The organism is Pseudorhodoferax aquiterrae, from assembly GCF_014652235.1.
GTDB lineage: Bacteria > Pseudomonadota > Gammaproteobacteria > Burkholderiales > Burkholderiaceae_C > Pseudorhodoferax > Pseudorhodoferax aquiterrae.
Window position 1 is genome coordinate 331,206 of the sequence record NZ_BMYK01000004.1, and the last position, 20,563, is coordinate 351,768.

At 71.6% G+C, this 20,563-nt stretch carries 24 protein-coding genes; 7 read left to right on the forward strand and 17 right to left on the reverse strand.

Annotated elements, in window-relative coordinates; all coding sequences use genetic code 11:
* Positions 1-2 precede the first annotated feature (2 nt).
* The 9 genes from IE209_RS09495 to IE209_RS09535 form a co-directional block, all read right to left on the reverse strand.
* Positions 3-830 (reverse strand): MetQ/NlpA family ABC transporter substrate-binding protein, encoded by an 828-nt coding sequence (locus IE209_RS09495; protein ID WP_189686697.1) that lies wholly within the window; start codon positions 828-830, stop codon positions 3-5.
* Positions 831-976: 146 nt separating this feature from the next.
* Positions 977-1,288 carry a DUF4148 domain-containing protein gene (locus tag IE209_RS09500; RefSeq protein WP_189686698.1) on the reverse strand — a complete coding sequence of 104 codons (312 nt, stop codon included), beginning with the start codon at positions 1,286-1,288 and terminating at the stop codon, positions 977-979.
* 209 nt (positions 1,289-1,497) lie between these two features.
* Positions 1,498-2,751, reverse strand: coding sequence for an acyl-CoA dehydrogenase family protein (locus tag IE209_RS09505; protein WP_189686699.1), 1,254 nt, complete (start codon positions 2,749-2,751; stop codon positions 1,498-1,500).
* A 23-nt stretch (positions 2,752-2,774) separates the two neighbouring features.
* The gene (locus IE209_RS09510) at positions 2,775-4,007 is read right to left on the reverse strand and encodes an acyl-CoA dehydrogenase family protein (protein WP_189686700.1); all 1,233 of its coding nucleotides are present in this window, start codon (positions 4,005-4,007) and stop codon (positions 2,775-2,777) included.
* Positions 4,008-4,137: 130 nt separating this feature from the next.
* A complete protein-coding gene (locus tag IE209_RS09515) occupies positions 4,138-4,383 on the reverse strand; it encodes a hypothetical protein (RefSeq protein WP_189686701.1) in 246 nt (81 codons plus the stop codon).
* A gap of 5 nt (positions 4,384-4,388) precedes the next feature.
* On the reverse strand, positions 4,389-5,132 hold the full coding sequence (locus tag IE209_RS09520) for a Crp/Fnr family transcriptional regulator (protein ID WP_189686702.1): 744 nt from the start codon (positions 5,130-5,132) through the stop codon (positions 4,389-4,391).
* Between the two features lie 91 nt (positions 5,133-5,223).
* Positions 5,224-5,637 carry a hypothetical protein gene (locus IE209_RS09525; RefSeq protein ID WP_189686703.1) on the reverse strand — a complete coding sequence of 138 codons (414 nt, stop codon included), beginning with the start codon at positions 5,635-5,637 and terminating at the stop codon, positions 5,224-5,226.
* The gene (locus tag IE209_RS09530; protein ID WP_189686704.1) at positions 5,634-5,843 is read right to left on the reverse strand and encodes a hypothetical protein; all 210 of its coding nucleotides are present in this window, start codon (positions 5,841-5,843) and stop codon (positions 5,634-5,636) included. Before IE209_RS09530 ends, IE209_RS09525 begins: the two co-directional genes overlap by 4 nt.
* Positions 5,833-6,588: a Crp/Fnr family transcriptional regulator gene (locus IE209_RS09535; RefSeq protein ID WP_189686705.1), complete on the reverse strand. Its 756-nt coding sequence runs from the start codon at positions 6,586-6,588 to the stop codon at positions 5,833-5,835. The genes IE209_RS09530 and IE209_RS09535 overlap by 11 nt, the downstream gene beginning before the upstream one ends.
* Positions 6,589-6,862: 274 nt before the next feature.
* Between IE209_RS09535 and IE209_RS34185 the strand changes: the two genes are divergently transcribed.
* Positions 6,863-6,988, forward strand: a complete 126-nt coding sequence (locus tag IE209_RS34185; RefSeq protein WP_268245957.1) for a hypothetical protein — start codon at positions 6,863-6,865, stop codon at positions 6,986-6,988.
* A 63-nt stretch (positions 6,989-7,051) separates the two neighbouring features.
* On the opposite strand, the gene IE209_RS09540 is transcribed toward IE209_RS34185, so the two are convergent.
* Both IE209_RS09540 and IE209_RS09545 read right to left on the reverse strand, forming a co-directional pair.
* The gene (locus IE209_RS09540) at positions 7,052-8,119 is read right to left on the reverse strand and encodes a cytochrome-c peroxidase (protein ID WP_229882771.1); all 1,068 of its coding nucleotides are present in this window, start codon (positions 8,117-8,119) and stop codon (positions 7,052-7,054) included.
* Positions 8,116-8,943 carry a transporter substrate-binding domain-containing protein gene (locus IE209_RS09545; protein WP_189686707.1) on the reverse strand — a complete coding sequence of 276 codons (828 nt, stop codon included), beginning with the start codon at positions 8,941-8,943 and terminating at the stop codon, positions 8,116-8,118. Before IE209_RS09545 ends, IE209_RS09540 begins: the two co-directional genes overlap by 4 nt.
* A 167-nt stretch (positions 8,944-9,110) precedes the next feature.
* On the opposite strand from IE209_RS09545, the gene IE209_RS09550 reads away from it, so the two are divergent.
* The 5 genes from IE209_RS09550 (at position 9,111) to yccS (ending at position 14,524) form a co-directional block, all read left to right on the forward strand.
* Positions 9,111-10,199 (forward strand): ABC transporter substrate-binding protein, encoded by a 1,089-nt coding sequence (locus IE209_RS09550; protein ID WP_189686708.1) that lies wholly within the window; start codon positions 9,111-9,113, stop codon positions 10,197-10,199.
* Positions 10,196-11,044: an ABC transporter permease gene (locus IE209_RS09555; RefSeq protein ID WP_189686709.1), complete on the forward strand. Its 849-nt coding sequence runs from the start codon at positions 10,196-10,198 to the stop codon at positions 11,042-11,044. The genes IE209_RS09550 and IE209_RS09555 overlap by 4 nt, the downstream gene beginning before the upstream one ends.
* The gene (locus IE209_RS09560) at positions 11,041-11,823 is read left to right on the forward strand and encodes an ABC transporter ATP-binding protein (RefSeq protein WP_189686710.1); all 783 of its coding nucleotides are present in this window, start codon (positions 11,041-11,043) and stop codon (positions 11,821-11,823) included. The genes IE209_RS09555 and IE209_RS09560 overlap by 4 nt, the downstream gene beginning before the upstream one ends.
* Entirely contained in the window at positions 11,820-12,266 is a 447-nt protein-coding gene (locus IE209_RS09565; protein WP_189686711.1) for a hypothetical protein, read from the forward strand. The genes IE209_RS09560 and IE209_RS09565 overlap by 4 nt, the downstream gene beginning before the upstream one ends.
* 140 nt (positions 12,267-12,406) lie before the next feature.
* Positions 12,407-14,524 carry a YccS family putative transporter gene (gene yccS, locus IE209_RS09570; RefSeq protein ID WP_229882772.1) on the forward strand — a complete coding sequence of 706 codons (2,118 nt, stop codon included), beginning with the start codon at positions 12,407-12,409 and terminating at the stop codon, positions 14,522-14,524.
* A 236-nt stretch (positions 14,525-14,760) separates the two neighbouring features.
* On the opposite strand, the gene IE209_RS09575 is transcribed toward yccS, so the two are convergent.
* From IE209_RS09575 to IE209_RS09600, 6 genes are all read right to left on the reverse strand, one after another.
* Positions 14,761-14,967, reverse strand: a complete 207-nt coding sequence (locus tag IE209_RS09575; protein ID WP_189686712.1) for a dodecin — start codon at positions 14,965-14,967, stop codon at positions 14,761-14,763.
* A gap of 78 nt (positions 14,968-15,045) precedes the next feature.
* Positions 15,046-15,702 carry a methionine ABC transporter permease gene (locus IE209_RS09580; RefSeq protein ID WP_189686713.1) on the reverse strand — a complete coding sequence of 219 codons (657 nt, stop codon included), beginning with the start codon at positions 15,700-15,702 and terminating at the stop codon, positions 15,046-15,048.
* Positions 15,683-16,762: a methionine ABC transporter ATP-binding protein gene (locus IE209_RS09585; protein ID WP_189686714.1), complete on the reverse strand. Its 1,080-nt coding sequence runs from the start codon at positions 16,760-16,762 to the stop codon at positions 15,683-15,685. Before IE209_RS09585 ends, IE209_RS09580 begins: the two co-directional genes overlap by 20 nt.
* A 4-nt stretch (positions 16,763-16,766) precedes the next feature.
* Entirely contained in the window at positions 16,767-17,594 is an 828-nt protein-coding gene (locus IE209_RS09590) for a MetQ/NlpA family ABC transporter substrate-binding protein (protein WP_189686715.1), read from the reverse strand.
* A gap of 10 nt (positions 17,595-17,604) precedes the next feature.
* Entirely contained in the window at positions 17,605-18,420 is an 816-nt protein-coding gene (locus IE209_RS09595) for a MetQ/NlpA family ABC transporter substrate-binding protein (RefSeq protein WP_189686716.1), read from the reverse strand.
* Positions 18,421-18,553: 133 nt separating this feature from the next.
* A complete protein-coding gene (locus IE209_RS09600) occupies positions 18,554-19,594 on the reverse strand; it encodes a Kelch repeat-containing protein (protein WP_189686717.1) in 1,041 nt (346 codons plus the stop codon).
* 100 nt (positions 19,595-19,694) lie between these two features.
* Here IE209_RS09600 and IE209_RS09605 point away from each other — a divergent pair.
* On the forward strand, positions 19,695-20,563 hold an 869-nt coding region (locus IE209_RS09605; protein WP_229882773.1), incomplete at its 3' end, for a LysR family transcriptional regulator.

The following is a 20,563-nucleotide window of genomic DNA, read 5'->3' on the forward strand; positions in this document are numbered from 1 at the left end:
GCTCAGTCCTTGCGGAAGTAGTCGGGCAGCCGGTAGCCGGCCCAGGCCGGGTTGGCCAGGAACAGCTTCTGGAACTCGGGCGAGCGGTAGGCGGCCACGATGTCCTGCGCGAACCTGGCGTTGGCGTTGCCGCGCTTGACGGCCACCACGTTGACGTAGGGCAGCGTCATGTCCTCGAGCTTGAGCGCCTCGGTGAGCTTCAGGCCCGAGGCCACGGCGAAGTTGCCCTGCACGGCGGCGAGATCGGCATCGGCCAGCGAGCGCGGTGCCTGCGCAGCGTCCAGCGGCACGAGCTTGAGCTTCTTGGGATTGGCCACGATGTCGCGTTCCGAAACGCTGATCGGGTCGACGCCCGGCTTGACCTGCACCCAGCCGATCGCGGCGAGGATGTTGAGCGCGCGCGCGGCGTTGACCGGGTCGGCCGGCAGCGTCACCGTGGCGCCATCGGGCACCGCAGCCAAGGTCTTGTGCTTTTGCGAGTACAGGCCCATCGGCGGCGTGGGTACATGCACCACCGGAACGAGATCGAAGCCCTGGCGCTTGTTGGTGGCCTCCAGGTACAGGCTGTGCTGGAAGATGTTGGCCTGGATCTGGCCGCGCTCGACCGCGTCGTTGGGCTGCACGCCCTGGCTGAACTCCACGTACTTGATGGTGTAGCCCTGCTTCTCGAGCTGCGGCGCGATGCCCTTGGCGAAGGCGTCGCGGTAGGGGCCGGGCATGAAGCCGACCGACAGTTCGGTGGCGGCCGCCGCCGTGCCGGCCAGCATGGCGCCGGCCAGGGCGGCGAGGACGAGGCTGCGGCGCGCGGCGCCGCGGAAACGGGAAGGCATGGGAAGACTCCTTGGGTGCAAGGCACTCTAGGGTCCGCGCCGCGCCGGGCCAACGAAGATTTGCGCGCTTGTTTATCCGTGCGGCAACTAACGCTGCCCAAAGAAAAACCGCCCGAAGGCGGTTCGTTCCTGAAGCAGGCGGCCGTTCAGACTTCGCCGCCCACTTGCTGGCCATGGCGCACGGCGTACACCGCTTCGGCGCGCACGGCGTCGCGGGAAAGCAGGCTCTTGGCGGTGGCGACGGCACCGGTGTCGGCGCCTTCGCCGTACTCGGGCAGCGAGCCGTTGCGCTCGGCTTGCAGGTACTCGGCACGCACGGCGTCGCGGGACAGGCCGCTCACGGTGCTGGAGACTTGCGGCACGTAGCCGACTTCACCGCCGATGTTGTCGCCCGCGAAGCTGGGGGCGGCAGCGAAACCGGCGGCAGCGATCAGGGCGGAGGCGAGGAGCTTGTTCATGATGGATTCCTTTCAGTGGCGTTGCGATTTCTCATCCGGCGGAGCCGGGCCCCATGCCCGTCTTCGTCCTCGATGGGTCGTCTTGCAGGCGTCTCATCGATGGGTTGAATTGTGAAATTCGCAGCCTGAAAGAAAAACTGGCGCAAGGGGAATGCATCGTTTCCGCGGAGGCAACAAAGCCAGCTACCTCTTCGGGCACAGCCTGTGGATCAGAACGCCCCGGTCGTCGGCGGCGGCTCGCCCTTGAGGTGCCAGGCGCCGGCCGCTGCGGCCTTCCACTGGCGCGGGTTGTGGTTGGCCACGGTGCGCGCGTTGCGCCAGTGGCGGTCCAGGTTGTGGCGCCGGTCGGTGGCCGAGGCGCCGCCCACGTCGAAGGCCAGTTCCGCGGCCTTGAGCGCCGCGGCCACCGCGAAGTGCTGGGCCTGCGCGATCTCCACCGAGGCGCGCGTGAGCGCCTCCTCGCTGAGCTGCTCGGCCCAGGCCGCGTCCAGCGCACTGGCGGCGCGCAGCACGGTGGCTTCGGCCGCATAGGCCTGGGCCGCGATCTGGCCCACGGCCTCGCGCACGTAGGGGTCGTCCACCGAGACCTGGGCGCTGCTGTGGCGGATCGGTCGCGCATGTTTCTGCGCGAAGTGCGCGGCGTCTGTCAGTGCGTTGCGCGCGATGCCGGCCTCCACGGCGGCCAGGATCAGCTGGTACAGCGGCGTGACCGGGTTGCGCTTCTCGCGCGAGAAGTGGCCCGAGCGGACCTCGTCGGCCAGCACCCGCGTGTCGACGAAGCGCGTGGTGCCGCTGGCCGTCAGGCGCTGGCCCGCGGTGTCGAAGTCGTCCACCAGTTCCACGCCGGCGCGGCCGCGCGGCACGAAGAAGGCGGTCTCCTTGCCGTCCTCGTCCAGCGCGAGCGAGGTGATCCAGTCGGCGTACAGCGCGCCCGTGCTGTAGTACTTGGTGCCGTTGACACGGTAGTGCGCGCCGTCGCGCAGGATGCGCGCGGCCGTGGCGCCGTGCGCGCCGCCGCGCTCCAGCCCGCCGTTGCCCAGGATCTGGCCTTTCAACAGCCGGCCGAACCAGAGCTGGCGCGCGGCCTCGTCCTTGCCGGCCAGCAGGCTCTCGATGAAGCCGTAGTTGGGCCGCAGCGCCTGCGCGGTGTTGGAATCCACCGCCGCCAGCTCGACCAGGAAGCGGATGACGTCGTGGATGGAGCCGCCCGGGCCGCCATAGGCCTTGGGGATGCGGAAGGTCAAGAGGCCGGCTTCGGCGATCTGGCGCACCAGCGCGTAGGGCAGTTCGCGTGCGCTCTCGCGCGCGGCCGCGCCCTCGGCGACCTGCGGCAGCAGGGCCTGGGCGCGCGTGAACAGCACGGCCGTGTCGGTGGCCGGCGGCTGCGCCTGGCCCAGCGGCGCGGGATGGGGGTTGGCGGTGTCGTGCAGCGCGGGGCTGGCGGGTTCTGCGAGGGAGCTCATGTGGGGCAGTACAGGGGAGGGAATCAGGCCGTGCCGACGCGGTAATAGGTCGGCGGGGGGGTGCCGTTGACGGCGTAGTCGCCGGCCTGGCGCTCGCGGTACACGCGCGGGTTGTGCGAGGAGATGGTGCGTGCGTTGCGCCAGTAGCGGTCCAGCCCGGCCGGACGCAGCGCGGCCGAGGCGCCCAGCGCATCGAACAGCTCGGTGCTGGCGTCCAGCACCAGCTGCGTGACCACGGGCACGGCCTGGTCGACCTCCACGTGGGCCAGCACGTTGGCCTGCTCGCGCGCGGCTGCGTCCAGCGTGCGCACTTGCGAGGATTGCCAGGCCTGCTCCAGCGCGCGCGCGGCCTGCTGCACGATGGCGTTGGCCGCGTAGGCCGCGCCATGCACGCGGCCCACGACCTGCAGCACCTGCGGGTCCTGTGCGCTGCGCCCGGCGTTGGCGTGGCTGTAGGTGCGCGTGCGTTCGCGCACGCGCTGGGCCAGGTCCTCGGACAGCGCCCGCGCGATGCCGGCCAGCGAGGCCAGGTGCACGAGCTGGTAGTAGGGCGAGGAGTAGGCGAAGCGCGCCCGGGCCGGGTTGACCCAGGCCGGCTCGATGGCGACCTGGTCGAAGTGCGCCGTGCCGCTGGCCGTGAGGGCCTGGCCGAAGCCGTCCCAGTCGTCGTCGACCTGCACGCCGCAGGCCTTGCGCGGCACCAGCACCAGCACCGGCTGGCCGTCCTCGTCGTCGGCGGCGGTGTTGATCCAGTCGGCGAACAGCGAGCCCGTGGTGTAGAACTTGCGGCCCGACAGGCGCAGCTGGCCCTGCGCGTCGCGCGTGAGCCGGGTGGAGAAGCTGCCGACCTTGGCGTCACCGGACTCGGAAAAGCCCGAACCGATGGTCTGGCCCTCGGCGATCTTCGCGAGCCAGTGCGCGCGGAAGTCGGCGAACGCGGAGTTCAGCACGTCCTCGGTGAAGCCGAAGTGCGCACGCAGCGCGTTGACCACGTTGGTGTCGGCCGCGCCGAGTTCCACCAGCAGGCCGAAGAACTCGGTCAGCGTCGCGCCCGTGCCGCCTTGTTCGACGGGCAAACGCAGCCGGGCGAAGCCTTCGGCGCGCAGCCAGTGCAATTCCTCGTGCGGCAGCCGGTGCTGCAGGTCGCGCTCCACCGCGCCGTCGCGGATGCGCTGGAACACGGGACGGAAGCGCTGGGCCAAGGCCTCGTAGCGGGGGCTGGGAGCGGCGCCCCAGGCGCGGTGGTGGTGGGTCATGGTGTCGGTGCACGAAAGGCCGTGGACCGGCCAGTGTGCCGGCGCGCACTGCGCGCCGGTAGAAGCGTTTCGCGCTTGCTAAGACGCGGTGCGCATATGGGCGCGGCCAGGCTCGCCCGGCCTGCCTCGCTCAGGCGTCCACTTCGCGCAGGACCGCTGCGCGCAGCGCCTCGACACAGACCTGCAACCCGGGCACGAGTTCCAGCGAGTCCAGCGCCAGCAGGAACACCGGCCCGTTGAGCCGCCGCGCGTCGTGCATGCCCAGCAACCGTTCCAGCAACTCCTCGGCCAGCTCGCGCAGCTCGTCGGACACCTCGGCCTGCGCGAGGGTCTCGCGGCAGCGCAACAGTTCCGTGCGGGTGCGCGGGCTGTGCATGCCGTTCAGCAGGCGCCGCTGCCGACCGCCCGCGACGCCGTGGGTGGATTCAGGTACAGGTAGTCGGGCTTGAACTGCCCGGCATGGGCCAGGCCCTGCGGGTTCAGGATGTGCACCTGCGCGAAGCGGATGCTGCACAGTTCGCGCTCGCGCAGCTGGCGCACCACGCGGTTCACATGCACGTTGGTGAGGCCGCAGACATCGCCGATGTCGGCCTGCGTCATGGCCAGCTCGAAGCGCTGGCCGTCGGAGCGGCCGATGGCCAGGAGGCGCGCGTTCATCTCGCACAGGAAATGGGCGACGCGCTGCAGCGCGTTGAGGTTGGCCAGCCGCACCACCCATTGGCGGTGCGTGGCCGCATCGAGCAGGGTGGAGAACCACAACCGGCGCGTGAGGCGCGGGTGCTGCTTCTCGATGCGGCGCAGCGCCTCGTGCGGGAACACGGCCACCGTGCTGTCGGTGAGCGCGCCCACGGCATGGTCCAACTGCTTGAGCGCATAGGCATGCAGGTCGACGAAGTCGCCCGGCACATGGATGGAGACCAGGTGGCGCCGGCCATCGCTGGCATCCACGTGCCGCGTCATCAGGCCTTCCACCAGCAGCGTGCTGGTGCCGACGGCGGCGTCCTGGCGCACGACGACCTGCCCAGCCGTGTAGCTGCGGGTGTGGGAGATGGCCTTTTCGAGAACGGCACGTTCTGACTCCGTGACTTCGGCAGTGCGGTTGCGTAAAACGTTCTGGGTCAGCATGACAAGTCTGGGCGCCGCGATGGTCGGCCAGGAACCTGTGATGCGCATTAACGTGGGTTAATTTGTGCCAGATTTGTTGCAGGTCCGTCGCTCAATGGCTGCAGGCGGCCTGCACCACGCGGTCGCGCGGATTCGGCGCGAAGCCGGGGAACTCCACGGTCCGCCCGCGTGACGCGGGGTAGTCCATGCGGGCGCCGGGATCGCGCCACAGCGGCGCGTTGTAGAACTGGCTGTTGACGAAGCGTGCGACGCGCGCCTCGCAGTCGAAGGCGACCAGGGCGTGGAAGGAGCGGAACCGGATGCCGTCCACCGCGGTGCGCTCCATGCTGCGGCTGACGCGCACCTCCATCACGCGCTGCGGGCCGTCCTTCATGACGAACAAGGGGTTCACCTGGATGGTGTCGGCGCGCGGGTCGTCGGGATCGCCGGCGACCGTCAGCCACGGCGTGGTCGCGGCCTGGGCCAGACAGAAGACGGCGCCGAGGGCCCAGGCCCGACGCTTCAATCGCGCAGGCCGTTCCGCTGTCGGGCGGCGGCTTCCTCGCGTGCCTGCCGCGCTGCAGCGCGCAGGCTGTCGGCGGTCTGCTCCGCAGCCTCGGCGGTCATCGTGATGGCTACGCCATCGGGGCCGTCCAGGATCACCACGCCATCCTCGGCGCAGGCCTGGCCGGCATCTTCGCAGGGTTTGAGGAAGCGGCGTTCATCGGCCATGGGCTTCTCCCGTGTGCCCGGCCACGCGCAGCGCCGTGGCACGGTTCAGATACAGATAGTCCGGCGTGAACAGGCCTGTAGCGGCGAGCCGCACCGGGTCATGGACCACCACCTGCGCCGCGCGCCAGCTGCACAGCCCCATCTCCCGCAACTGGCGCAGCACGCGGCTGACGTGGACGTTCGTGAGGCCGCAGACTTCGCCGATATCGGTCTGCGTCATCGGCAGCGCGAAGCGCTCGCCGTCCGACTCGCCGATGGCCAGCAGCTTGGCATTCATCTCGCACAGGAAATGCGCCACGCGCTGCAGTGCACTGAGGCTGGCCAGGCGCATCACCCACTGCCGGTGCATGGCGGCATCGAGCAGCGTCAGGAACCACAGGCGCTTGGCCAGCTGCGGATGGCGGGCCTGGATGGCGTCCAGCGCGGCATGCGGCACCAGCGCCACCCGCACGTCGGTCAGCGCACCCAGGTCGTGGTCCAGTTGCTTGAGCACGTAGGCGTGCAGGTCGACGAAGTCGCCGGGCACCTGCACGGCCACCAGGTGGCGGCGGCCGTCGTCGGTGTGCACATGGCGCGTCATGAGGCCCTGCACGAGCACCGTGCTGGTGTCCACGGCGCGCTGCTGGTGCACCACGGTCTGGCCGGCGGCGAAGGTCTGTGTGCGCTCGACGGCGCTTTCCAGCACCGAACGTTCCTCCTCGGTGAGGTCTTCGGTGCGGTTGCGGAGCACGTTTCGGGTCAGCATGGCGGTTCGCTCCCATCTTTGGGCAGAACGCGGAGCGCTGCATTAACCTGGGTTAATCGCGCCCGGCGGGCACCAGTCTCGCCGGCGCGCAGCGCCCTGTCTGTCGGCGGGGAACCACGCGCGCCGTCGCGGGCGCCGGCCTGCGGGGCGTCCGTTGGATGGCCATGGCGCTGGGTGGCGACCTACGCCGACGCTGAACGCGCCGGCGCAATCTCGCAGCACGGCCACGGCCCTGCCCGTCAGCACCGGTGGCCATCCCCACGAAGGAGATGCCATGACAGACCTCGAAACCCTCGCCACGCAGATGCGCCAGGCCTTCGCGTCCGGCGCTTCGGTCCGGATGCCGTTGCTGCGCTTTCGCGAGCTCGACATCCTGCTCGAGCTGCTGGCGGACGATTGACGCGACCCGCGCAGCAGCGCCTGCCCACCGGTGTGGCGGGCGCGCTGGCAGGCGGCCCGCAGTTCAGAGCGCACGCAGGAAGGCCAGCAGCGCCGCCTGTTCCTCTTCGCTGAGGTCCAGCGGCCGGACCCGTGGCGACAGCCGCGCCGCGTGCGGGTACAGCGGCTGCGCGGCCTCGGTCGCGTTGCGCGCCCAGACCTCGCCGCCGCCGCGCATGTACAGGTGCAGCACGCCCTGCAGCGATGCGAACAGGCCGTTGTGCATGTAGGGTGGCGACTCGGCCACGCGGCGCAGGCTGGGCGTGCGGAAGGCGCCCGTGTCCTCGGGCCGACCGCTCACCGCCTGGCGGCCGCGGTCCTCGGCCGGCTCGCCGAAGGCCGACAGCCGCAGGTTGTGGAACAGGCCGTCGCTGAGCCAGGGGCCGTGGTGGCAGTTCACGCAGCGCGCGCGGGTGCGGAACAGATGCAGGCCCTGCAGCTCCTGCGGCGTGAGCAGGCTGCGCTCGCCGCGCAGGAAGCGCTCGTAGCGCGTGGGTGCGGCCTTGTCGTTGTCCACGGCGGCCTGCCGCACGTGGGCGGCCAGCGCCTCGCCCAGCGTCGCGGGCGTGAGCGCGGCCGCGGGGCCGGGCGCTTCCTGCAGGCGTGCCAGCACGGCCTGCACCGAGGCATTGCCCATCTCGTCGGGATCGGTCAACGGCGCCAGAGATTGCGCGGCCAGCGTGCGGGCGCGGCCGTCCCAGGCCCACTGCCCATACGCCGCCAGCTGGCGCAGGTTGGGCGGGTTGCGCCGGCCGTGGCGGCCGTCCACACCCAGGGCCACGGGCGCATCGACGCTCCAGCCGCGGGCCGGGTCGTGGCAGCTGGCGCAGGCGATGCGGCCCGAGGCCGACAGCCGCGGGTCGGCGAACAGCGCGCGGCCCAGCGCGGCCTGGGCGCGTTGCGCCCGCGTGGGCCGTGGGGCCTGCGGCAGCGGGCCCAGTTCGACGAACGCGACGCCGGCATCGACCTGCGCGGCCGGCCAGCCGGACGCCGGGCCGCGGTAGGCGTCCAGCAGCGCCGCGTCCACCGCGCTGGACGACGGGCCGCACCGCAGCGCCAGCAGGACCGCTGCGCACCACAGGCCGGCCCTCAATGGCAATCCGGCCCGATCTGGTCGAAGTAGGCCTCGTAGGCCACGTTCGCGGCCCAGCGGGTGTTGCGCTCGTGCCAGGCCGGCGCGCGGCGCTCGGCCGCCACGGCCTGCTGCAGGGCCTGGAGCGCCTGCGGCCGCGCCGTGGCGGCCAGCAGCAGCAGCTCGGCCGGCTCCGCGGCCGGCAGCGTGGCCGAGAACTTGTGCCACTCCCTGCGCTGGAACAGGGCCTGCAGCTGGGCCTCGTCGTGCAGGGCGGCATCGCAGGCGCCGGTGCGCACCTGCACCAGGGCCTGGGCCGGCGCATCGAACAGCTGCAGCCGGGCGCCCGCGCGCTGCGCCAGCGCCTGCGCGCCCAGGTTGGCGCGCGAGACGCAGACGGTCTTGCCGCGCAGGGCTTCCCAGCGGCGCAGCGGCTGGTCCGAGCGCATGGCGGCGGCCGTGCCGGAGCGGTAGCCGGTGGGCAGCACCTGCAGGCCGGCGCGGGCCGCATAGTGCACCGGCCCGCGCACGAGGATGGCGTCGACCTGGCCACGCGCGAGCGCGCCGGCGAAGGCCTCGGGCGCGAGCGCCACGAACTGCGGCGCCGCCCCCAGGTGTTCGCCGAGCGCGCGGGCCAGCGCGAGTTCGTGGCCTTCCTCGGTGTAGGCGCGCGTGGCGCTCTGCAGCGGCATGGCGCTGGGCAGCACGCCGATGCGCAACCGCTCCCAGCGGGGCGGCGCCTCGGGTGGCACCAACGCCCAGGCGGCCGCGGTCGCGGCGGCGGCACCGACGAGCGCGAGCAGCCACACGGGTGCGCGCGGGAAGAAGCGGGGGAGGGCTTGCACGGCGGCGATTGCAGCACCGGACGCGGTGCCCACCAACTGCGCAATGTGCAGATGCATATGCGAAATGCGCGGTTCACAAGCGACCTGCGCGCTTCCAAGAATGCGGGCCGCACGCCGGACCGCCGGTCCGGTGGCTTGGGCCCTTTCCTCACTACCACGGAACACGCATGAACGACGCTTCCTCCACCTCCCTGCGCCGCGGCCTGCGGCGTCCGCTGCACGCCTTGGCCATCGCGCTGGGCCTGGCCCTGGGCGCTGGCGCCGCCACCGCCGAAGTGCTGCCCGAGATCAACCTGCAGCTCTCGCCCTGGACCGTGGTGGCGCGCGAGAAGGGCTTCTTCAAGCAGGAGTTCGACAAGAGCGGCACCAGGAAGATCAACCTGATCGCCACCAGCACGGCCGAGCTGATCGGCGCCGAAAGCGCCGCCGTGGGCGGCGGCAAGCTGGCCATCGCGCAGCGCATGATCTACCCGGCCACGGTGCACCGCGCCAACGGCCTGGACGGCGTGGTGGTCTGGGTCTCCGAGCCCTCCAACCGTTACCGCGCGCCCATCCTCGCGCGCGCCGACAACGACAAGATCAACACCGTGGCCGACCTGGACGGCAAGAAGTTCGGCAGCAGCCGCATCAGCTGCTACTGGTCCTCGCCGTTCGAGACGCTGACCAAGGCCGGCCTGCCGCTGGATGCGCGCGAGAAGAAGGGCCGCGTGCGCTACGAGTCCATCGACAACGGCTCGGTCGTGGTCTCGGGCATCCTGTCCGGCGCCATCGACGCCACCTCGGCCCACCTGGCGGCCGGCGCGTTCACGGGCGCCTGGCTGGCCGGCAAGCTCAAGGTGGTGGGCCGCTCGCCCGACGACGGCGTCTACGTGCAGAACGGCGGCCGCGTGACCTACTTCGCGCGGCGCGAGTTCGCCGAGAAGCACCCCGACGTGGTCAAGGCCTTCCTGGCCGCGCGCGAGCGCACCTCCGAGTGGGCCACCGACAACGTGGACGAGGCCGCCAAGATCATCGCCAAGGAAACGCGCGTGCCGCTGGAAGTCGCCAAGTTCCAGATCACGCACCTGGGCCAGTGGGACTTCATGGCCGGCGAGCCCAATGCCGACAAGGCGCGCCAGGCCATCAAGACCTTCCGCGACTGGTACATCGCCAACGGCGACGACATCCTGTCCGAGCGCAAGCTGACCGACGCCCAGGTCGATGCCTTCATCGACGGCCGCTTCTTCGTGGGCGGCTCGCACACGATCTACCGATGAGCGCGGCTGCTGAGGTGATCGGCGCCGTGCAGGCGCCGCCTGCGCGGCCCTCTCGGGCGGGAAGGCTGCGCCGCGCGCTCGGCAACGGCGGCTGGATCGGCTTCATGCTGCCGCTGCTGGTGCTGGCCTGGTGGCAGACCGCGGTGGCGCTGCAGTGGGTCGACAAGGTCTTCCTGCCCGAACCCATCGCGGTGGTCCGGGCCTTCTGGACCATGCTGACCGGGCAGAACCTGCTGCTGGACTTCCTGGTCAGCCTCAACATCGTGGGCCAGGCCTTCCTGTACGGCAGCCTGCTGGGCGTGGGGCTGGGCATCGCGGCCGGGCTGTCGCAGAAGGTCGAGCGCTTCTTCGGCCCGACCTTCGACACCATCCGCCACATCCCGGGCATCGCCTGGTTTCCGCTGATCGTGCTGTGGCTGGGCCTTGGCGCGCCGGCCAAGATCCTCGTGATCGCCAAGTCGGTGTTCTTCCCCGTGTTCCTGAACACGCTGCAGGGCATCCGCAGTGTGGACAAGAGCTACGTGGAACTGGCCCAGGTGCTCACGCTCACGCGCGGCCAGCTGGTACGCAAGGTGATCCTGCCGGCGGCCACGCCCAGCATCATGGTCGCGTTGCGCTACGCCGCGGGCCTGGCCTGGGCGCTGGTGGTCGTGGCCGAGGGCCTGAGCGGGCTGGAGGGTCTGGGTTTCCTGATCTTCCGCGCGCAAAGCCTGCTCATGACGGACCAGCTGCTGGTCTGCATGGTGGTGATCGGCCTGATCGGCTTCGCGATCGACCGCAGCATGTACGCGCTGCAGCGGCGCGTGCTGCGCTGGAAGCAGGGCTTCGAGGGGACAGGGACATGAGCAAGGGGCAACTGCAGATCCGCGACGTCTCCAAGAGCTACCAGGTCGAGGGGCGGCCGCGGCTGGAGGTGCTGCAGCACGCGGGCTTCGACGTGGCGCCGGGCGCCTTCGTCTCCATCGTCGGCCCCAGCGGCTGCGGCAAGTCCACGCTGCTGCGCCTGATCGCCGGGCTCGACCGCGACTACACGGGCGACATCCTCGTGCACGGCGAACGCATCGCGGGCGCCAGCCTGTCGCGCGGCATCGTGTTCCAGGACCACCGGCTGCTGCCCTGGCTCACGCTGGAGCAGAACGTGGGCCTGTCGCTGCTGAACTCGCCCTGGCCGTCCGAGCGCAAGGCCCAGTCGGTACGCGAGCACATCGCGCTGGTGGGCCTGTCGGGCTTCGAGAAGGCCTACCCGCACCAGCTCTCGGGCGGCATGGCGCAGCGCGCGGCGATCGCGCGGGCACTCGTCAACAAGCCCGAGATCCTGCTGCTGGACGAGCCGCTCGGCGCGCTGGACGCGCTCACGCGCATCCGGCTGCAGGAAGAGATCCAGCGCATCTGGCGCGTGGAGGGCGTGACCATGATCCTGGTCACGCACGACGTGGACGAGGCGCTGTTCCTGTCCGACAAGGTCATCGTCATGAACGCCGGCCCGGGCCGCATCGTGCGCGAGCTGGATGTGGACCTGCCGCGCCCGCGCGACCGCGCCGGCGCGCGCTTTGCCCACGACAAGCGCGAGATCCTCTCGGCCATGGGCGAGTACCAGCGCGTGTCCGAGCGCGTGGCGGCATGAAGGCACTGGCGGCCCTGGCGCTGCTGGCCGCGCTGGCGCAGGCCGCCCCCGCCCACGCGGTGGCGGCCGCACCCAGCGGCGACCTGCCCGACCTGGCGGCCGAGAAGGCGCTGGTCTATGCGGGCGAGTACGAACAGGCCATCGCGCGGCTGCAGGCGCGCGCACGCGCGGTCCAGCATGCTGAGATCTACAACCTGCTGGGCTACAGCCAGCGCCAGCTGCGCCGCTACGACGAGGCCGCCCGCAGCTACCAGGAGGCGCTGTTCTTCGACGGCGCCTACCGGCCCGCGCTGCAGTACCAGGGCGAACTGTTCATCGCCACCGGCGACATCGCCGGGGCGCGGCGCAACCTGGGCTACCTGCGCATCCTTTGCGGTCCCCCCGGCTGCGAGGAGATCGACAAGCTGGCCGCGGCGCTGGAGCAGGCCGGTCACCCGCCCTGATCCGCGCGCGACCGGCTGGCCGGGGCCGCAGCGCTTCGCGATAAGCTCTGCGGCTTTTCCCCGCCCCTTCGCATGCCATCGACTCCTTGCCAGGCCGGTGCCTGGGCCTGCATCCCGGTCCACGCGCGCGGGGCGGGCCGATGAGCGCGCCGGGCCTGGACTGGCGCGTCACCTGGAGCCGCACGCGCAACCACGAGGGCGTGGCGCGGGGCGTGCGCGCCTTCGTGGCCCTGCTGTGCGTGCTGCTGCTGGGCTGGTGGGCCGGCTGGGAGCACAACTTCATGCCGGCCATGCTCGGGGTGATCGCCAGCGCCCTGGCCGAGTCCGACGACGGCTGGCGCGGCCGGCTGCGCGCGCAGGGGCTGACGCTGGCGGCGTTCGCGGTGGTCGGCCTGGCGGTGCAGGCCAGCCAGCCGCTGCCGCTGCTGCAGGCCGGGGTGGTGGCCGCGGCGGCGCTCGTGCTGACGCTGGTCGGTGCGCTCGGCGAACGTTACCGCGCGGTGGCGCTGGCGGCGCTGGTGTTCGCCATCTACATCGCCATGCTGGCGCACCAGGGCCGCAGCGACCGGGCCCTGGCGTTGCTGCTGCTGGGCGCGACCTGGTACGGCGTGGTCTCGGTGCTGTGGGCGGCGCTGCTGCCGCGCGCGACGTTGCGCCACCGCATGTCGCGCCTGTATGCGCTGCTCGGCGAGCAGCTGCGCCTGAAGGCCCAGCTGCTGGAGCCCGTGCGCGACATCGACCTGGCCGGACGCCGCATGGCGCTGGCCCTGCACAACGGCCGGGTGGTGCTGGCGCTGGACGCCACCAAGGAAAGCCTGCTCAGCCGTTTGCCCGCAGGGGACAGGCCGCGCCCGCGCTGGCTGCAGCTGGCGATGCGCCAGTACTTCGCGGCCCAGGACATCCACGAGCGCGTGAACTCCTCGCACGAGGACTACGGCCTGCTGGCCGAGACCCTGTTCCATTCGGACGCGCTGTACCGCTGCCAGCGCGTGCTGACCCAGCTGGGCGCCCAGCTGCTCAAGTTCGCCGAGGCCATCGCCGCCCGTGGCAGCCCGGTCCACACCGGCAGCACCACGCGCGCCATCGAGGACATGCAGGCCGCCATCGCGCACCTGCTGGCCGGCCCGCTTGCGCAGCAGCCCGCGGCGCAGCGGGCGCTGGGCGCCGTGCAGCAGCTGGGCCGCAACCTCGGCGCGATGGCCGGCGTGCTGCCCGCGCTGGAGCAGCCGCTGCAGGGCGCGCCCCGCGATGCGCTGCACGACAGCGCGCCGCGCGACCTGCGCGCCGCCTGGCAGCGCGTGCGTGCCCAGCTGCATGGACAGTCACCGCTGCTGCGGCACGGGTTGCGGCTGGCGCTGACGCTGCTGCTCGGCAGCGCCATCGTGGCGACGACGCGCGACCCGCATGCCTACTGGGTGCTGCTGACCATCGTCTTCGTGAGCCAGCCGGGCTATGCCGACACGCGCCGGCGCATGCTGCAACGGGCCGGCGGCACGGCGCTGGGCCTGTGTCTGGGCTGGGCGGCGATCCGCCTGTTCCCCGGCACGGTGCTGCAGTCGGCCCTGCTGGTGGTGGCCGGCGGCGTGTTCCTGGGCAGTCGCCACACCCATTACACGCGGGCCACGGCCTCGGTCACGGTGCTGCTGCTGCTCAGCTTCCACCAGGCCGGCATGGGCGACGGCGTGATCCCCACGCGCATGCTGGACACGGTGGTCGGCGGCGCGCTGGCCTGGCTGGCGGCCTGGCTGGTGCTGCCGAACTGGCAGGCGCGCCAATGGCCGCAGCTGGCCGAGCGGGCGCTGCGCAGCCAGGCCGCCTACCTGCAGGAGATCGTGGCCCAGGCCGGCGCCGGCAAGCAGGACCACCTGGCCTACCGCATCGTCCGGCGCAGCGCCCACAGCGCCGATGCGGCGCTGTCCAATGCCTATGCGGCCATGCTCAAGGAACCGGCCCACGCGCGGCGCCTGTTCGAGGCCTGCGGCCGCTTCCTCGTGCTGTCGCACACGCTGCTCAACTACCTGTCGGCCCTGGGCGCGCACCGCGGCACGCTGGCGGGCGAGGGGCAGGATGGGGCGCTGCGCCGCGATGCGGCCGCGCTCGGTGCGCAGCTGACCGCGCTGGCCGAGCAACTCCGCCAGCCGCAGGCCGCCCCGGTGGCCCTGCCCGCACTGGTGCCGGGCGCATCGACCCAGCCGCAGCTGGCGCTGGCCATGCAGCTGCTGGCGCCGCTGCAGCGCGAAGCGCAGCAGATGGCCTGACGCCGCCGGGCCTCAGAACGTGTGAATGAACCGATCGCGCCCACGACGGGGTGCGGCGGGCCGCAGGCGTAGGCGCAGGCCGCAGCCCGGGCTCGTGCCCGGGCAAGGACCGCAACGCCCGCATGCGGCCTGGCGCGCCCCGGCCCGAAGGGCGAGGCCCCGAGCGCAACGATCATGATGGAAACGGGTGCTCATCGAGGGCCTCGCGTGGGTGTGAGCGGTTCGTTCACACGTTCTCACTCCAGCGTGAAGCCGATCTTCAGGCCCACCTGCCAGTGGGCCACCTTGCCGTCGACCACATGGCCGCGCGTCTCGGTCACCTGGAACCACTGGATATTGCGCACGGTCTCGTGGGCCTTGGCGATGGCCGTCTGCACGGCATCTTCGATGCCCTGGGGCGACGAGCCCGTGAGCTCCAGCGTCTTGTAGACATGGTTGGACATGGTGGTTCTCCTGGTGGTGGTTGAAAGGGGGCAGTGTGCGGCAACGCAGCGTTCGATGAAAGGGCGGCGGGCCGGAGCTCACGCACGGTGGTCCACGCGCCGCGCCAGCCGCTCGCCCGCGAACTGCAGCACCGAGACCAGCGCGACCAGGATCACGATGACCTCGAACATCACGCGCGTCTCGTAGCGCTCGTAGCCGTAGCGGATGGCCAGGTCGCCCAGGCCGCCGGCGCCCACGGCGCCGGCCATGGCCGAGGCATTGACCATGGCGATCACGCTGACCGTCATGCCGCCGATGATGCCGGGCAGGGCCTCGGGCAGCAGCACGTGGCGCACGATGTGCCAGCGCTTGCAGCCCATGGCCCGCGCGGCCTCGATCAGGCCGCCGTCCACCTCGTTGAGGCTGACCTGTGCGATGCGTGCATAGAACGGGATCAGGTTGGCCGCCAGTGGCACGACCGCCGCCCAGGTCCCGAGCGTGGTGCCGACGATGGCCCGCGTGACGGGCAGCAGCGCCACCAGCAGGATGATGAACGGGATGGCGCGGCAGATGTTGACCGCGATCGACAGCCCCTTGTGCAGCCGTGGCCGCGCATAGACGCCGCGCGGCCCCGTCACGTTGAGCACGATGGCCAGCAGCAGGCCCGCGCCGATGGCGATGACGGCCGAGACGCCGACCATGGCCAGGGTCTCCAGCAGGGCCTGCAGGTAGCGTTCAAGCGGTGGCAGGGACATGGCCGAGCAGGGCGAGGTGGTCGGCGCCCAGGATCTGGCGCAAGCGGTCTTCGGAAGGGGCGGCATCGGCCGGCAGCGACAGCAGCAGCCGGCCGTGGGCATGGCCGCGGATGCGGTCCAGGCCGCCGTGCAGGAGCTCGGCGCCGGGGCCCAGCGCGGCCAGCGCCGCCAGCGGAAGGCCCTGGGCCGGGGTGCGGCCGGCGAAGCCGGCGCTGTAGATGGCGCGGCCGGGCCTGCCGTCCAGCGAGGGCACCAGCGCCTGCGCGAGGTCGGCCGGCAGGTCCTGCTGCAGCGGGCGCAGCAGCGCGCGCGTGGCCTCGGCCTGCGGATCGCCGAACACGCGCCAGACCTCGCCGATCTCCTGGCGCTGGCCGGCATCCAGCACCAGCACGCGGTCGCAGATGGCGCGGATCACGGCCATGTCGTGCGTGATCAGCACCACGGTGAGGCCCAGGCTCTGGTTGATCTGGCGCAGCAGCGCGAGGATGGACTGCGTGGTCTCGGGGTCCAGCGCCGAGGTGGCCTCGTCGCACAACAGCACCTCCGGCCCGTGGACGAGGGCGCGTGCGATGCCCACGCGCTGCTTCTGGCCGCCGGACAGCTTGGCCGGGTAGACGTCGGCCTTGTCGGCCAGGCCCACCAGGGCCAGCAGTTCCTCCACGCGCGCATGGATGGCGGCCGGCCGCCAGCCAGCCACGCGCAGCGGCAGCGCCACGTTCTCGCGCACGGTCTTGGCGGCCAGCAGGTTGAAGTGCTGGAAGATCATGCCGATGCGCCGGCGCAGCGCCACCAGGGCGTCCTCGTCCAGCTGGCCGACGTCGATCCCGTCCACGGTCACGCGGCCGCCGCTGGGTGCCTCCAGCGCGTTGATGGCGCGCAGCAGCGTGGACTTGCCCGCGCCGCTGCGGCCGATGATGCCGAACACCTCGCCGCGCAGCACCGAGAAGCTCAGCGCCTCGAGCGCCTGCACGTCGCCGTGCGGGCCGGCGAATCGCTTGTGCACCTGCTCGAAGACGATGTGGGGCGTGGTGAGGTCCACGGCGGGCGGGGGGCCGCTCATGGATCTAGAACGCCGGCACCACCGAGCCCTGGTACTTGCTTTTGATGAAGGCACGCACCTCGGGCGACTGGTAGGACTTGACCAGCGGTGCGACCCAGGCCGCGCCGCGGTCCTGTTCGCGCACCACGATGATGTTGACGTAGGGGTTGTTCTCGCGCTTTTCCACCGCCAGGCCGTCGCGCGTGGCGATCAGGCCGGCCTGGTAGGCGAAGGTGTTGACGATGGCCGAGGCGTCCAGGTCTTCGAGCGAGCGCGCCAGCACCACGGAGGCGGCCTCGACCAGCTGCACCTTCTTCCTGTAGCCCGTGATGTCGGCCAGCGTGGCCGTGCCCTTGGCGGGGTCGAAGCCGTCGCGCAGCGTCAGCACGCCCTGGTCGCGCAGCACCACGAGCGCACGGGTCTGGTTGCTGGGGTCGTTCGGGATGCCCAGGCGCGCGTTCTCGGGCAGGTCGGCAAAGCGCTTGTGCTTCTTCGAGTAGAAGGCGATGGGCGAGATGTAGGTATCGCCCACGGCCACGAGCTTGTAGCCGCGCTGCTGCACCTGGTCGCGCAGGAAGGGCACGTGCTGGAAGGAATTGGCCTCCAGGTCGCCGTTGTTGAGCGCCTCGTTGGGGCTGGCCGCGCCGCTCACCACCACGGGTTTGACGATCAGGCCGTTCTTCTTGGCCACCTGGGTCACGACCTCCCAGATCTCCACGTCCGTGCCGCCGCGCACGCCCACGCGCAGGGTCGGCGTCTGGGCCTGGGCGCTGCCGTAGCGGGCGGCCGTGAGGAACACCGCCAGGGTGCCGAGGCGGCGCAGGCTGGCGCGTTTGTGTTGCGGGTCTTGCATGGCCATGTCCTCAGAAGGCGGGCACCAGGGCGCCGTTGAACCTGGTCTCGATGAACTGCCTGACCTCGGGCGACTGGTAGGCCGCCACCAGGCGCTTGGCCCAGGGCTTGTCCTGGTCGGCGCGGCGCACCGCGATCAGGTTGGCGTAGGGGCTCTGGGGCGACTCCTTGATGACGGCGTCGCGCGCCAGCGAGAGGCCGGCCTTCTCGGCGTAGTCGTTGTTGATCGAGGCGATCACGAGGTCGTCGAGCGAGCGCGGCAGCTGCGCCGCGTCCAGCGGCACGAGCTTGAGCTTCTTCGGGTTGGCCAGCACGTCCAGCGGCGTGGCGTTGTTGTTCTTCACGGCCTCGGGCTTGAGCGTCACCAGACCGGCCTGCTGCAACAGCAGCAGCGCGCGGTTGCCGTTGGACGGATCGTTCTGGATGCCGACCGAGGCGCCCTCGGGCAGCGCGTCCAGCGACTTGATCTTGCGCGAGTAAAAGCCCAGCGGCGCGGTGACCGTGAGGCCCACGGGCACGATGTCGAAGCCGCGCGCTTTGTTCTGGTTGTCCAGGAAGGGCCGGTGCTGGAAGGCGTTGGCGTCCAGGTCGCCGGCGGCCAGCGCGGCGTTGGGCAGCTGGTAGTCGTTGAACACCACCACGTCCAGCTGCAGGCCGTCGCGTGCCGCGACCTTCTTGACGACCTCGAAGATCTGCTCGGCATTGCCGACCGAGATGCCGACTTTCAGGCGTTGCTTGTCCTGGGCGATGGCAGAGGCGGACAGGGCCAGCAGGGCGGCGGCGGTGCCGGCCAGCAGGGTGCGGCGGCGGCGGAGGAAAGGCGTCATGGCGCGCGGTGCGAAGTGTTGGAGACGGCACTGTCGCCGCGGCGCGCGCGCAAGAGAACGAAGGAACGCGCATGTGCATATGCGCGGCGTGGTGCTTGGCCGGCAGGCCGCGGCCCGCGCCCGGGGGATGGCCTCAGCGCGGACCCAGCACCAGCACCTCGTGCCGGTCGGTGGCGCTGTTGCCGCCGACCTGCAGGCCGCCGCCGAACACATGGATGCGCTCGCCCACGGTGGCCGCGCCCAGGCCGTGGCGCGGCGTGGGCAGGGGCGGCAGCGCGGTCCAGCGGTCGGCGAGCGGGTCGTAGACCCAGCTGTCGGCGAAGACCTTGTGCTCGGGCGTCCACTGCTCGCCGCCGAAGACATAGAGCTTGCCGCCGTGCGCCGCCGCGGCCAGGCCGCCCTGCGCCTGCGGCATGGGCGCGCGCGTTTGCCAGGTGGCCGTCGACGGGTCGAACACCTCCAGCGTGGCGAGGTTGACCTGGCGCAGGCTGCCATCGGCCTGCGGCAGCGCCTGGCGGCCGCCCACCACGTAGATCCTGCCGCCGATGACGGCCGAGGCCGCGCTGTTGCGCGCGGTCGGCGCGTCCGCCAGCCGCGACCAGCGTGCGGTCTGCGGATCGAACACCTCCACGCGCGCGGTGTCGGCATGGTCGTTGAAGTGGCTCGCAGACGGGCTGGCCCGCATGCGCCCGCCGATGGCGTAGAGCCGGCCCTGCGCCACCGCGACGACGCCTTCGGCGCGCGGCTGCGGCAGCGGCACACTGCTGCGCCAGCGGTCGGTGGCCGGGTCGTAGAGGTAGACCTCGGCCTGCGCCTGCCAGTTCGGGAAGCCGCCGCTGAAGCCGCCGACCGCGTAGAGCTGGCTGCCCTGGGCGGCCAGCGCGACGTGGTGGCGCGCCTGCGGCAAGGTGGCCCGGCGGGTCCAGCGGTCGGTCGCCGGGTCGTAGGACTCGAAGTGCGCGGAGTAGCCCGTGTTGGGGCTCAGCAGGCCGCCGGCCACGTAGATGCGGCCGTCCAGCACTTCGGGGTACAGCTCCTGCCGCGCGACGCCTGCGGGGGCCGCGGTGGACCACGCGGGCGCGGCCTGCTGCGCCCGGGCGAGCGGCGCGCCGGCGAGGACGAAGGCCGCCAGCGGGACGGCCAGGAGGTGCAGGACGGATGGGCTTGTCGGCATGGCGCTTCCTTGGCGTTCGAGAATCCGGCCAATGCTATGGAAGCGGCGTTGGGCGCGCTAGCTGGATAATTGTGCATGCGTTGTGAAGCAGGAATGAACAATGCGCTCGCCACTTCCTGAGCTCGAACTCTTCGCCGCGGTCGCCCGGCATGGCAGCTTTCGCCGCACGGCGGTGGAGCGCAAGGTCTCCACCTCCATGGTGAGCCAGTCCATCCGCAAGCTGGAAGACCAGCTGGGCGTGCTGCTGCTGCGGCGGACCACCCGCAGCGTGGCCGTGACGGCAGCGGGCGCCGAGCTGCTGGCCAGCCTGGAGCCCGGCCTGCGCCTGATCGCCGATGCCGTGGAGAAGCTCAACCTGCACCGCGGCTCGCCCCTGGGCAGCCTGCGCATCAACGCGCCGGCGCCGGTGGCGCAGTTCCGCCTGGCCGAACTCGTGGCCGCCTTCATGCGCGAGCACCCCGACGTCAGTGTCGAGATCAGCGCCGACGCCGCCTTCCAGGACATCGTCAAGCAGGGGTACGACGCGGGTGTGCGCTTCGGCGACGACCTGCCGCAGGACATGGTGGCGGTGTGCATCGGTCCGCCGCAGGACTTCGCGGTGGTCGCGTCGCCGGCCTACCTGCGCCGCAAGCCGGCACCGCGCAGCCCGCGCGAACTGGTGGAGCACGATTGCATCGTGCGGCGCTTTCCGGGCGGCGGCCTGCAGCCCTGGCAGTTCCGCAAGCGCGCGGTCGGCCAGCATGCGCCCACGGGCAAACTCGTCGTGAACGATGCGCAGATCGCCGCCACGGCGGCGCTGGCCGGCGCGGGCCTGGCCTTCCTGCACGCACGCTACGTGGCGCACGAACTGGCCAGCGGCACACTGGTGTCCGTGCTGCAGGCCTATTCCCCCGGCGTGGGGCCGCCCTACCTCTACTACGCGCGCCAGCGCTACCTGCCGGCGGCGCTGCGCGCCTTCATCGACTTCGC